Genomic DNA, 13,131 nt, shown 5'->3' with positions numbered 1-13,131 from the left:
GGCACCTGGACGGCTGTAGGACACAACCGCCGGCATCGGAACACCGCAAGTACTCATCTTTACATCGCTGCGGCTAACTTCGCCGGAGCGCAACGCGGCGCCAGTGTAGTGGCAGCCAGCCTCAACGAAGGCGTGCAGCAATCCGGTTCATCTGCTCGATCTCCGCGCGCTGGCCATCGGAAATCGCTTGGCATAGGTTGACGAGTTCCGGATCTGAGAGCTGCGCCTCGCGGCACATGAGGATCGCTCCCGAATGGTGCGGGACCATAGACGCGATGAACTGTCGATCGCCGATTCCGGTTTGAGCACGGGTAGCGGCAAAAGAACCGAGTGTGAGAACGGCAAACAAGCCGTACAGCACGAGATTGAGCCGCCGGTTTGGAAACATGCCGGGCATTGTCGCTAGCATGAAGATGCCCATTGGCGCCCACATAGTGACCGCCATGTAGAGCATGTTGAGATTGTTTCTGAAGTCCCTGGCGCCGTCGATCATGCTGAACATTACGAAGTACATGACGACGAGGCCCAACACCATGTTCACCCAGAACTTGGCGTATGGTCGGCCGTGCTTACCCATCTGACCGGATGTGTGATGTTGATGTTCATGGGAATGTTCAGCCATCTCCGTCTCCTATGTGCTGGGGCAACCTGGCAGGGTCACTGGTACTGCGGCAGATACTTTGTCGATATATCAGCATGTGGAGCGATGCATCACTAACCGCTGATTTCCAGTCCCCAACTGGACGTAGGGGCGTCGAACGCTTCAACTCGCTGGTCTTGAACCGTCTGGATATCAGACCATACCAAATCGGTCTTGATGGGCTTTGCGCCACCTATGACGCTGGTACCGTGAGCGCCAATATCGAGCTTGCGTCCTCATCGCTCGATGGGCCGGCAACTGATCGATTCTTGCATATCAAGCAAGACAAGGCCACCTGCGGCGGACGCCAATGGCCTCCTCCGCCTTCGCTTAGGGCATCGCCTCAAGCGTCCGTCGCAGGCCATAACGACACAACAGCCCTTGGGCAAGAAAGGAGCCGGTGATGTAGCGCACCCGAAAGGAGACGAAGACATGCACAAGGACATTTCAACATCAAAGGTGTTCTATCGTCCCATCGAGGCGGCCATCCGATGGGCTGGGTTGCTGCGGTATCTCCCGATGATCCTGGCCACGATCGCGTCACCGCGTGTCCTGCCTCGGTCGCTGAACTGCCCTCGATGGAATGAGTGCCGGCTGCACTCGGAACGTATCTATGACGGCATCCTCAACGGAGAGCTGCCCTACGGCAAGAACGGGATCACGCTCAATGATCCGAACCTGCTCAATTCTCTGGATCTGACTGTTCGCCATGTCGATCTAAAACGCTGGATGCGCACCCACTATCCCGAGCACCGGCCAGGATTTCTGTTCAGCCGTGGCGAACGCATGGCGCATCCTTTCATCACCATGGAAACAGGACAGGCGATCCTCGTGGAGCGGCTGGCCCTTCAGGCCGCGCTTGAACAAGCCCGACGTGAGATGCGAGAACTGCAGGAGCAGCACGACACGCTACTCAAGCAATCCTCGGTGCTGTTGGCATCCAAGCAATGCGAGATCAGCGAACGGGCGGAAACGACCTATCTCAACATCATTGGAGGGATGTTGACGCTGATGCTGAGCCAGTCGCCTTCAGGCGTGCCCTATTCCAGCTTCAAAACGCAGGAGGCCCTTGTCTCTGCATTGGTCGCCCACTACGGCGGCACCATGGGCATCACTGAGCGCACCTTAAACGGAAAGTTCGCCAACGCTAAGAGGTACGTTCGTAGCGCAAGCGCATGAGGTTATCCAGCTTGTATGTGCAATCGCGGAGATTGCATTTGCAATGTCTTTCCGCAGCCAGGTCTATTGAATAGAGGTCACGCCAACAAACGCCACCGAGCGTTCAGGAGTGACCGCCATGTCGCAGACCCCTGTACTCCCGCCGAACGAGCGCCGCATCCTGCGGCTCGATGAAGTCGAAGCGAAGTCCGGCTTCAAACGCGCCCACATCTACAACCTGATGAAGAAGCGCCAGTTCCCTCAGGCGCTGCGCCTGGGCGTGCGCGCTGTCGGCTGGGATTCGATCGAAATCGACCAGTGGATCGCCGAGCGCCTCAACCACCGGACCTGACCCGCTCTCCCGCGGACTTCCCATTCCCAGCCGGAGAGCGCCATGCAGGTCGTGTCCATCATTTCAACGAAGGGCGGCGTCGGCAAGACCACGACGGCCGCCAACCTGGGCGGGCTCGCCGCGGACGCGGGCCTGCGCGTGCTGCTGCTCGATCTCGACGTGCAGCCCACCTTGTCCTCCTACTACGAACTGACCCAGCGCGCGCCGGGCGGCATCTATGAGCTGTTGGCCTTCAACGAGCGCGACCTTGGCCAGCTCGTGTCCCGCACGATCATCGCGGGCCTGGACCTGGTGCTGTCCGACGACCACCGGGGCGAGCTGAACACGTTGTTGCTGCATGCGCCGGATGGCCGCCTGCGGTTGCGGCATCTGCTGCCAGCACTTGCTCCCCTCTACGACCTGGTGCTGATCGACACCCAGGGCGCGCGTTCCGTGCTGCTGGAGATGGCGGTGCTCGCCTCCGATCTCGCGCTGTCGCCCGTCACGCCGGAGATCCTCGCGGCACGCGAGCTGCGGCGCGGCACCATGCAGTTGCTCGAAGACATTGCGCCGTACCGGCACCTGGGCATCGAACCGCCGCCGCTGCACTTGCTCATCAACCGCGTCCACCCGGTGTCCGCCAACGCACGGCTGATCCAGCAGGCCTTGCGCGACCTGTTCCAGGACAGCGCCGGCATCCGCGTGCTCGCCACCGACGTGCCGGCCATAGAAGCGTATCCACGTGCCGCAACGCGCGGCCTGCCGGTGCATCGGGTCGAGCACCGCCAGCCGCCCGGCAGAGTCGCCCCTGCCGCGCTCGACACGATGCGCGCGCTCGCCAGCGAGTTGTTCCCGCAATGGCAGGACCGACTGGCTCAAGTATCCGGCCGCCCGCAGCGACCTCTTGATCCTGGGAGGCCCCATGGCGAACGCACATGAGCTGGCCCGCGGCCACAAGCGGCTGCGCGCCCTGATCGAGTTCGCGGTCGGTGAGGGCTGGCACGTCAAGCGCACGCCGGGCGGGCACCTCAAGTTCACCAAGGCCGGCTGCGCGGCGATCTACACGAGTTCGACAGCGAGTGACCACCGGGCCGAATTGAACGCCCGTGCGCAGATCCGCCGCGCCGAGCGAGAGGCCCGCATGGCGCCGGCCGGCGGTCGTGGGGACTGCGAGGGGTGCGGCCATGGCTGACATGACCTCGCAGGACATGGCAGGCAAGCTGCTCGCGGCCGGCTTCGAGCGCAGCGGCCCAGCGGCTACGGCCTTGAGCGACCCGATCGCGGACACGCCCATGGTCGTGACGCTGGACCAGTTGCGGCCCTACGACCATGACCCGCGCATGAAGCGCAACCCGGCTTACGAGGAAATCAAGGCATCCATCCGCGAGCGCGGCCTGGACGCGGCGCCGGCCATCACGCGCAGGCCCGGCGAGGACCACTACATCATCCGCAACGGCGGCAACACGCGACTGGCGATCCTGCGCGAACTCTGGTCGGAGACCAAGGAAGAACGCTTCTTCCGCATATCGTGCCTGTTCCGACCATGGCCGGAGCGCGGTGAAATCGTCGCGCTGACCGGGCATCTTGCCGAGAACGAACTGCGCGGCGGCCTCACGTTCATCGAGCGCGCGCTCGGCGTCGAGAAAGCACGGGAGTTCTACGAGCAGGAGAGCGGCGCCGCCCTGAGCCAGTCGGAACTGGCCCGCCGCCTGGCGGCCGATGGCTTCCCCGTCCAGCGGTCGCACATCACCCGCATGGCCGACGCGGTGCGCTACCTGCTGCCCGCCATTCCCACTGTGCTCTATGGCGGCCTGGGGCGCCACCAGGTCGAGCGGCTGTCGGTCATGCGCACGGCCTGCAAACGCACCTGGGAGCACTACGCCAAGGACCGTTCGCTGCCGCTGGACTTCGACAGTTTCTTTCAGGAGGTGCTGGCGCAGTTCGACACGCAGGGCGACGAGTTCGCGCCGCAGCGCGTGCAAGACGAGCTGATCGGCCAGATGTCCGAGCTGCTGGGCATCGGCTACGACGTGCTGGCGCTGGACCTGACCGAATCGGAAAGCCGCCACCGGGCGCTGGTCAGTGACCCGACGCCACCTGCGGCGCAGCCGGCGTTGCCTTCGCCCACCGCCGGCACGCCGACTCCGCCGGGCGCAGCATCGTCCATCGCCACGCCTGCAGCGGCGGCCGGTCCTCCACCCGCCAGCCCTCCGGCGTCCGAGCCCACCTTGCGCCACGACGACACGGCGGTTGGCGAAGCGGCCACGGGAAGCCAGCCGGCCGCACCGGGCGATCTGCTTCGCGAGCACATCGTCTCGCCAGCACCGACGACAGAACGGCTCCAATCGATCCAGCGCATGGTCGCCGACCAGTTGGGCGATGCGCTGCCGCCCGACTTCTCGGCGAGCGTGCTGCAGTCCATCCCGGTGCAAGCCGGCGGACTCTATCCGATCTCCGACGTCTGGTACATCGACGCCGGCCTGGACACGCCCGATCGGCTGCGCATCCACATCGCGCAGTTCGCGCGCGAGATCGCCGGGGAGGCAGGCCTGGACGAGTGCATCGAGGATCGCGCCGATGGCATCGGGTTTGCGTGCCGCGCCCGCGGCCAAGCCCCGTCGCCGCTCGGCCGCGCGGTGCTGACGCTGCTCACTTCCCTGACGGGTCAGCCCGTCGCCGAAGCGGGCCTGGACGGCGCGCAGCTCGCCGCCGACCTGCCGACCCTGTTGCACGGCCAGAGCCAAGGCCATGGCAGCGGCGCAAGGCGCTTGAGCGACACGGCGTTGGTCAAGCTCTTTCGGCTGCTGCGCCTCGCCCGGCGTCTGCTGGACCTGGAAGCCGGCACCACGGCGCCCGGGACGTGAGCGAGGGAGGCCGCATGTCCACATCGCATCCGCTCAACCAGGCCGTGATTGCCCAGGCGCTGTATGACCTTCGCAACGGCCAACTGCGCCGCTGCAAGGCCATGGGCTTCGGCGAGGCCGAGCTGGATGCGCTCAAGCACCCCGCGCTGATCAGCGTGCTGGCCAACGCCAGCGTCTCGTGGTGCTCGGTCACGGTCAACCGCGAAGTGCTGCAGCGCCTGCTCAACCAGGCACAGGACGTGGAGAAGGAAATCGCCACGGTCGATCGCATGCTGCGGCTGGGGGCCAGCACGGAGATGGTCAGCCGCTTCTATGGCCTGACCCATCAGGAAGTCGCCCTGCGGCGGGAGATCCTCGGCCTGCCCAAGCGCAAGGGGCGCCACCCCGTCCTGGACGAGACCCAGGACACCGAACTGTGGCGGCAATGGAAAGCCGTGACCAGCAGCAGGAACGTCGATCTGGAGGACGAGACCTCGATTCTCGATGCGGCCATGGACCTGGCCGAGGGCATGTCGCTGCCGCTCTCGGTGGTCTGGGCCGCGATCAGGAACTGGGTCGATCAGGGATTGGGCTAGGCCATGGCCGTGGACGACACCGCCCCACGAGCCCAGCGCCCTGGCCCCATCGCACTCGCCGACCTGTTCGACGCTGCGCTGAAGGACCTCGCGCCCAAGTCCAGCTCTGGCGCTCCCGCGTCCCTGCCTGCTCCAACGCCCACGCCTCCTACGTCCGGCGACGCCTTCCTGTTCAGTGGCAATCGGCACGAGAGCGTGCCGCGGCGGCTGTTCCTCGACCGCCGCCTGACACCGCTGGAGCGCAACGCCTGGCAGGTGTTCCGATTGATGCTCAACGACGATGGCGTCACGGCATTTCCCACCTATGAGCAGTTGCGCCCCTGGCTGGCGTCGATGCCCTGCGCAGGCCAGGCCTCCCATGAGACCGTGGCGCGGGCGCTGACGCTGCTGCGCCTGACGCGCTGGCTGAGCCTCGTGCGACGACGGCGCGACCCCAAGACCGGTCGCATCCTCGGCAACCTCTACGTCCTGCACGACGAACCGCTGACGCCGTTCGAGGCGATGCAACTCGACGCCGACTACCTGGCCCTGGTCAGCCAGTCGCTGGGGCATTCGGCCAAGGCCGTCCAGGTGGTGGGACTCAACACCCTCCAGGAGATCGCGGACGACCCGATGCTGTCCGGACGCACCTTGCCGTCGCGGCTGCAAGTGCTCGCCGAGCGCCTGGCCGACCAGGGCATCACCGCCTCCGAAAGTTATCCACAGGAGGATGCGGTCCACGATTCCGAAGAAGGGCCCGCGAGCCTTCTTCGGAATGGCGATCGCCCATCTTCGGAATCCGAAGCAGGGCCGAAACCCGCGCCAGACGGCGCTCTTCGGAATTCGAAGCAGGACCGTACAGTACGTAGTAGTCGTATTGATGAAGTACGTACTACCGCGCAGGCGCGTGCGCTGGGCGACCTGCAATGGCCCAAGCGCTTCGCGGAACTGAAGGCGGAACAGCAGGCCGGAGCCAAGATGGCGTTGCAGCAGGTGGACGCTGCCCTGCGGCAGGCCGTGCTGGACGAATGGGCCGCACGGTGCGGCAAGCATGGCATCCGCAACCCCGCCGGTTATCTGTTCGGCATCATCCAGCGCGCCATGCGCGGCGAGTTCAATGCCTGGGCCAAGCAGACCGGCCCGGCACCGCCAACACCATCGGCGGCGCGAGCGCCACCAACCGAGCCGCCGCGCAACGTCGTGCCGCCCGAGGTGGCCCGGCAGCACATCGAGCGCCTGCGCGATCTGCTGCGCAAATCCTGAGCACAGGGCTTGTCAAAGCCGTGAAGTAGATCTCCATGGCGGTCGGCAGAAACGGTCCCCTGGGGACGGCTGTGCGGTGAAGCGCCGGGCGACGGCGCGACATGCTGCGCAAAACCTGAGTAGAGCGCATGCAAGACCATGAAGCAGACCTCCATGGCGCTCAACGGAACGGTCCCCTGGGGACGGCTGCGCGGCGAAGGATCGTGTCGAACGGCAGCGCGACGTGCGGTGCAGCACGCATACCGTCAACAACCGAGGACGGGAACGCCGATGTGAGTGCCCATCTGCGGAGCGGTCCCCAGGGGACCGTTGCGCGCTGCGCCGCCAGCGCGCACAGAACCGGGGGTCGGCTCATTTCGGTTTGTTGACTGACTGCCTTCCGCTGCATGCGGATGCTGGCGGCTCCCTGTCCACCAGCGAGCGATCACCATGGCAACCAGCAACGAACCATTGCAACTCAACCTCGGCTCCCTGCGCAGCGCGATGTCGCTGACGCTGCACACCCACCACGCCTCGCGCATCTGGCATGGCCGCGCCGCCGCCGAGGGGCGACCCGGCATCGTCGGCCTGAACGGCTACATCGCCGTGATGAACAAGATGAAGCGCGGCTCGGAGCAGGACGACCCGTACAGCGACTGGTGGATGTTGCGCATCGAGGAAAAGCTCGACCAGACCAGGACCACGTTGCAATCGCTGCGCGAGCAGGTTGACCAGGCACTGGCCGGCGTGCCTGCGGCGTTGAGCCTGGGTGAGAACCTCAACGTGCAGCCGGTGAAGCTCCCCTTGTTCGTGAACGCGCAGCTCGGCTTTGCCGCCGTCTATCTGCTGGCCGACTACGACGACATCGCCCGCAAGCTGATCCTCGCCCACCACACCGCGCTGATCGATCGCTCGACGTTGGAGCGCTGGCTCAACGAAGGTGCCCACGCGCTGCGCAGCCTGTTCAGCCTGGCCCAGCAATACCGCTACTCGGGCTGCACCCGCGACGACTTCGCGGCCAAGAACGCCGCAGCTCGGGCAGCATTGGAGAAGTTCGGCGAACTGCCGCAGGACGTGCTCGAAGGCATGCGCCGCTCGAAGTTTGCGCCGCCCGTCGTGCGCCGTGGTCTGCAACAGCGTGGTGATAGCGCTGCCGCAGCCGCATCTCCCACCGACGAAGGCGCTGCCGCCGATTCGGCCGAGGCCAAGTCCACAGCCGCCGGCGAGGACGAACCGGCATGAGCGACCCGAACCGCGAACCGCGCTACTTCCGTCGTCTGGAACAGCCAGCCTTCATGCGGCTGGAACACGCGGCCTCTCTAAAAGGCCTTTTAAAGCCTTTTAAAGGTAAAGGGGACTTCGAGGCCTGGGCCAGCCAGTGCTTCGCCATGCGCGACGAGTTGATTGCCCTGGCGCAGCGACAGGTGCTGCCACAGGCGTGCGGGCATCCCTTCCACCTGCTTCCCGTCGAGCTGGCCCAGCAGACCACTGGCGCAGGCACGACCTTTCTTCGCTGGCGCAAGCACGATCGATCGGCCATGGGCGTGGCGTTGTGGCAGGAGCTGATGGCGAGCCCCAGCACGCCGGTCAACCTGCTGCACGACCTGCACGAGATCGAACTGCAGCGCGTCATGCTGAACATGCAGATCAGCCTGCTGCACACCCTGGGCAGGCAAGCACAGGAATGCGCCAGCAAGGCCGCGCAGGCGGACAACACCTACCTGCGCCGGCTCGCGTCCGTTCCTGCCGCAGTGCGCGATCGGTGATTGCGCCTGCCATCCGAGCACGCGCCCGAGCCCAACGAGGCACGGGTATTTCAACCACCACGGAGATTCCAACATGAGCACACAATTCATCGGCGAGGGCAACATCGGATCGCCTCCCGAGTACCGCGAATTCCCCAATGGCAACGACGATCCTCGCCGGTTGCTCCGGCTGAACGTGTACTTCGACAACCCCGTCCCCACCAAGGGCGGCGAGTTCGAGGACCGCGGCGGCTTCTGGGCGCCGGTGGAACTCTGGCACCACGACGCCGACCGCTGGCAGCAGCTCTACCAGAAGGGCATGCGGGTGCTGGTCGTCGGCCGCATGGAGCGCGACCCCTGGACGGACAACGAAGATCAGCCGCGTGAGACTTGGCAGGTCAACGCGCGCAGTGTCGGCATCCTGCCGTACCGCATCGAGTCTGTGGCCCTCAGCCCGAAGCCACAGGAGGCAGAGCCGAAGCCCCAGGCCACCCAGGAATCGACGGCGCCGAAAGAGACCAAGCGCAGGAAGTGATCGGGCATGGAGGGCGGCTGCCGCAGTGCTTCGCCGCCCTCCATGCGCTGCGAATTATCCCCAGGGGATAGCTCCACCAACGTCCACCGAGTTCCACGCGCGCTCCCGGAAATCGCGGCTCTCGGCCCGCACACTTCCGGCCACGCACCTTCCCCGCACTCGCCATTTCATCGGCGTGAAAGCGGTCGCTGCCGCATGCGGCTTGTTTGCTGCTGCCAGGGGCTGCGCTCGGCATCCTCGATCCCAGCAACTCCATGAACAACAGGAATCGGGATGGACGGATATGCGGCTGTTCTTGTGCGAGAAGCCCTCCCAGGGCAAAGACATTGGCCGGATTCTCGGCGCCACGCAGCGCGGTGAAGGCTGCCTCAACGGTTCCGGCGTCACGGTCACCTGGTGCATCGGCCATCTCGTGGAGGCGGCGCCGCCCGAGGCCTACGACGAGCAGCTCAAACGATGGTCCGTTGAGCAGTTGCCCATCATTCCCCAGCACTGGCGGGTCGAGGTCAAACCGAAGACCGCCACGCAATTCAAGGTCGTCAAGGCGCTCTTGGCGAAGGCGACTCACCTGGTTATCGCCACCGATGCCGACCGCGAGGGCGAATTGATCGCCCGCGAGATCGTGGAGCTTTGCGGCTACCGCGGCCCCATCGAACGCCTGTGGCTGTCGGCGCTCAACGATGCGTCCATTCGGGCGGCACTGGGCAAGCTGCAGGCCTTCGGCCGAGACGCTTTCGATGTACCACTCGGCGCTGGCGCGCTCCCGTGCGGATTGGCTCGTGGGCATGAACCTGAGCCGGCTGTTCACGGTGCTGGGGCGACAGGCGGGTTACGACGGCGTGCTGTCGGTCGGCCGCGTACAGACCCCGACGCTCAAGCTCGTTGTGGACCGCGACCGCGAGATCGCGCGCTTCGTGTCCGTACCATACTGGGCCATCGCCGTGTCCCTGTTCGCAGGCGGTTCGACTTTCGCCGCGCAATGGGTTCCACCCGATGCGTGCACCGACGACGCAGGCCGCTGCCTGCGGCAGCCGGTCGCACAGCAGACCATGCAGCAGATCCGCGCTGCGGGCAGTGCCCACGTCGTGTCGGTGGAGACTGAGCGTGTCCGCGAAGGCCCGCCGCTGCCGTTCGACCTGGGCACCTTGCAGGAAGTGTGTTCCAAGCAGCTTGGGCTGGACGTGCAGGAAACCTTGGAGATTGCCCAAGCCCTGTACGAGACGCACAAGGCCACGACGTACCCCCGCTCGGACTCCGGCTACCTGCCCGAGAGCATGTTTGCCGAAGTGCCCACCGTTCTCGACAGCCTGCTCAAGACCGATCCCTCGCTGCGCTCGATCATGGGCCAGCTCGACCGCTCGCAGCGCTCGCGCGCCTGGAACGATGGCAAGGTCACGGCGCACCACGGCATCATCCCGACGCTCGAACCGGCGAAGCTCTCCGCCATGAGCGAGAAGGAACTGGCCGTGTACAGGCTCATCCGGTCGCATTACCTGGCGCAGTTCCTCCCTCACCACGAGTTCGACCGCACTGTGGCCAAGTTTTCGTGCGGGGGGCAGAACCTGGCGGCCACGGGCAAGCAGGTTGTCATCCCGGGTTGGCGCCAGGTGCTCGCCGAGCCGCAGGCCGAAGACGGTGATGGCGAGGGCGATACTGCGGTCCGCGCCCAGGTGCTGCCCGCGCTGCCGAAACTGTATGAGGGCCTGGCATGCCAGGTGGCCGACGTCGATCTCAAGGCACTCAAGACGCTGCCGCCCAAACCGTACACGCAAGGCGAGTTGGTCAAGTCCATGAAAGGCGTCGCCAAGCTGGTGTCCGATCCCCGCCTGAAGCAGAAGCTCAAGGATACGGTTGGCATCGGCACCGAAGCGACGCGGGCCAACATCATCGGCGGCCTGATCGCTCGCGGCTACCTCGTGAAGAAGGGGCGCGCCATCCGCGCCTCGGATGCGGCTTTCACTTTGATCGATGCCGTGCCTGCGGCGATTGCCGACCCTGGCACCACCGCCGTCTGGGAACAGGCGCTCGACATGATCGAGGCCGGACAGCTCACCCTGGACGTGTTCATCGGCAAGCAGGCCGCGTGGATTTCGCAGTTGATTGCGCAGTACGGCAGCGCCTCCCTGTCCATCAAGGTTCCCCAAGGGCCGGCATGCCCGCAGTGCGGCGCACCCACGCGCCAGCGCAGCGGCAAGAGCGGCCCGTTCTGGTCGTGCAGCCGCTACCCGGACTGCAAAGGCACGCTGCCAGTCGAATCCGGCAGCTCCAAGCGCGGCGCCTCGCGCCCGCGCCGTAGCGGCCGCAAAGGCTCCTGACCGCCCCCGTTCCCCGTGAGCCGTGCCCGCCTTCGGCGGCGTGGCCCCTGTCCCGCACTCCGCCGCATGCCCTGCGGGACGCCCAGCGCGCAACGCCTTCTTGATCCGTGTGCGCGTCCCGCCCAGCCGTCCCCGGCCGCGGGACCTGAAGGTAGCTTCTCTGCGAGCCGCACCACGCGCGTTCTGTTGATCTGCGTTTCTTCCGCCCTCTGCGAAGGGTCTCCCGGTGGCTTGCCAGGCTGCACGAGCCACCGGGAGACCCTTCGTGGTCAGCGGTAATCGGTGCCGGTGCCCGCCGGTGCAAAAACGGGCTCCCTTTGTGCGCGGATGTGCGCCAGACGATGCCGGCCCCAGCCACGACATGGGCCGGGTGTGATTGCTTGATGAGCAGACGGTTCTAGCGACGACCGGGCCTGCCAATCAGCCCACGGGTGGTTCCTCTTTTCTCCCGAGCCGAAGGCCGTTGGGCCTTCGGCGCCATTCTCCTGCCCATCAACGTCCCGGCCCGGCCATTGGCCTGGGCCACACGAACAGGAGAGACGACATGCACCCTCAACCTTGCGCACCGCTGCTGTACGGCAGACGGAGGTCGAGAACGGCATGCCCGCCTATCGCGCGGCCATCGCCAATGGTACGCTCGGCTGCAGCCGAGGCCGTAGCCCAAAGGCTGGACTACCTCTTTTGCAGAGGTAAACCTCGGGATGAACTGGGCGAAAACATGCCTTATGTGCCCGCCTTACGGCGAGCTGTTTCCGATGCTTCGCGCAGGATTTCCCGCCCCCCATTCGCTGCGATTGCGGCCACGATGACGCCCAGCACCAGATCCGGGATGTTCGACCCGAACCCCATCACCAGCACCCCGGACAGCACAATCGCACCATTGACGATGGAGTCGTTGCTGGTAAAGATCGCTGACGCCTTGAAGTTCACATCTTCCCCGCGATGGCGGCGCAGTAGTCTGAGGCACACTAGGTTCAAAGCCGCGTTCAGCGCGGCCATGGCCATCATGGCTGGGCCGACAGGCTCTTCCCCTCCAGCGAAGCGGCGTAGGACTTCCAACAGCAGCAGCGCGGCCAGGCCGATTAGCAAGAAACCCGACAAGCGGGCCGCGCCCACCTTGACCGTTGCCGCACGACCGACGGCATACAGGCTAACCGCATAGACCGACGCATCGGCGAGGTTGTCCAACCCGGCGCCCATCAGCGCCGTAGAGCCAGCCCAGATGCCAAGGGCAATGCCGGCGGCGGACTGCGTCAGGTTGATCAGCAACACAGTCAGAAGAATCTTTCGGTCCTTCGCATCGCTCGCATCTAGGCGGCCCAACTCGTCGTTTTCGTGATTTCTGTGGTTTTCAGCCATGCATTGTTCCTTCCAAATCGATGGATGCTGAAGCCTGTAGCGGCTGGAGAGTCAAGGCGCAGATGCAACGAACTTGCCACAGGGTCTTCCCGGACGCCCTTGACTCTACCGTAGCTAGAAGGTTTTCCAATCCAGTCAGAGCTTTAGGACAGAACAGATGAGCACCAATGCGCCCCCTTCATTGCGACTGTCATCCGGTATGGCTGCTATCCACTGATCCGTGGCGCCACTGCGGTTGTGCTCTTCGGCGAGCTCGCGACCGGCCGGCCGTCTTTTCCGACGGAGCTACTCACAGTGATCGTCGCGCTCGCTTGTGCCGCCTTGCTAGAGGGCGGGCGGCCTTTCCACTCCCCGTTGAGCCAGTAGCGGCGTTCCAAGCTGTGGTTGG

General features: G+C 65.3%; 12 protein-coding genes and 1 pseudogene. 11 read left to right on the top strand and 2 right to left on the bottom strand.

The window, feature by feature from the left end:
- Positions 1–121: 121 nt before the first annotated feature.
- On the bottom strand, positions 122–622 hold the full coding sequence (locus ACZK33_RS08625) for a DUF305 domain-containing protein (protein ID WP_003098996.1): 501 nt from the start codon (positions 620–622) through the stop codon (positions 122–124).
- A 450-nt stretch (positions 623–1,072) separates the two neighbouring features.
- Here ACZK33_RS08625 and ACZK33_RS08620 point away from each other — a divergent pair, with 450 nt between their 5' ends.
- The 11 genes and pseudogenes from ACZK33_RS08620 to ACZK33_RS08570 all read left to right on the top strand — a co-directional run bounded on the left by ACZK33_RS08620 (position 1,073) and on the right by ACZK33_RS08570 (position 11,384).
- On the top strand, positions 1,073–1,819 hold the full coding sequence (locus ACZK33_RS08620; RefSeq protein ID WP_003098991.1) for a hypothetical protein: 747 nt from the start codon (positions 1,073–1,075) through the stop codon (positions 1,817–1,819).
- A gap of 118 nt (positions 1,820–1,937) precedes the next feature.
- Positions 1,938–2,150, top strand: a complete 213-nt coding sequence (locus tag ACZK33_RS08615) for an AlpA family transcriptional regulator (RefSeq protein WP_003090093.1) — start codon at positions 1,938–1,940, stop codon at positions 2,148–2,150.
- Positions 2,151–2,192: 42 nt separating this feature from the next.
- A complete protein-coding gene (locus ACZK33_RS08610) occupies positions 2,193–3,068 on the top strand; it encodes a ParA family protein (protein ID WP_003098988.1) in 876 nt (291 codons plus the stop codon).
- Positions 3,052–3,321, top strand: coding sequence for a hypothetical protein (locus tag ACZK33_RS08605; RefSeq protein WP_003050422.1), 270 nt, complete (start codon positions 3,052–3,054; stop codon positions 3,319–3,321). Before ACZK33_RS08610 ends, ACZK33_RS08605 begins: the two co-directional genes overlap by 17 nt.
- Positions 3,314–4,993 carry a ParB family protein gene (locus tag ACZK33_RS08600; protein WP_004350508.1) on the top strand — a complete coding sequence of 560 codons (1,680 nt, stop codon included), beginning with the start codon at positions 3,314–3,316 and terminating at the stop codon, positions 4,991–4,993. The genes ACZK33_RS08605 and ACZK33_RS08600 overlap by 8 nt, the downstream gene beginning before the upstream one ends.
- Positions 4,994–5,007: 14 nt before the next feature.
- Entirely contained in the window at positions 5,008–5,568 is a 561-nt protein-coding gene (locus ACZK33_RS08595; protein ID WP_003090097.1) for a DUF2857 domain-containing protein, read from the top strand.
- A 3-nt stretch (positions 5,569–5,571) separates the two neighbouring features.
- Positions 5,572–6,810, top strand: coding sequence for an STY4528 family pathogenicity island replication protein (locus ACZK33_RS08590; protein ID WP_003116837.1), 1,239 nt, complete (start codon positions 5,572–5,574; stop codon positions 6,808–6,810).
- Positions 6,811–7,239: 429 nt separating this feature from the next.
- The gene (locus tag ACZK33_RS08585) at positions 7,240–8,031 is read left to right on the top strand and encodes a PFL_4669 family integrating conjugative element protein (RefSeq protein ID WP_003116836.1); all 792 of its coding nucleotides are present in this window, start codon (positions 7,240–7,242) and stop codon (positions 8,029–8,031) included.
- Positions 8,028–8,555, top strand: coding sequence for a DUF3158 family protein (locus ACZK33_RS08580; RefSeq protein ID WP_003098978.1), 528 nt, complete (start codon positions 8,028–8,030; stop codon positions 8,553–8,555). The genes ACZK33_RS08585 and ACZK33_RS08580 overlap by 4 nt, the downstream gene beginning before the upstream one ends.
- A 73-nt stretch (positions 8,556–8,628) precedes the next feature.
- Positions 8,629–9,069, top strand: a complete 441-nt coding sequence (locus ACZK33_RS08575) for a single-stranded DNA-binding protein (protein WP_003098976.1) — start codon at positions 8,629–8,631, stop codon at positions 9,067–9,069.
- A gap of 283 nt (positions 9,070–9,352) precedes the next feature.
- Positions 9,353–11,384: pseudogene (locus ACZK33_RS08570) on the top strand (DNA topoisomerase III).
- A gap of 723 nt (positions 11,385–12,107) precedes the next feature.
- On the opposite strand, the gene ACZK33_RS08565 reads toward ACZK33_RS08570, so the two are convergent.
- Positions 12,108–12,743: a cation efflux transmembrane domain-containing protein gene (locus tag ACZK33_RS08565; RefSeq protein ID WP_003098972.1), complete on the bottom strand. Its 636-nt coding sequence runs from the start codon at positions 12,741–12,743 to the stop codon at positions 12,108–12,110.
- Positions 12,744–13,131 lie beyond the last annotated feature (388 nt).

The organism is Stenotrophomonas sp. 86156_Sma (genome assembly GCF_056481625.1).
Note: the sequence above shows the minus strand (reverse complement) of the source record. Positions and strands in the feature narration are given on the sequence as shown.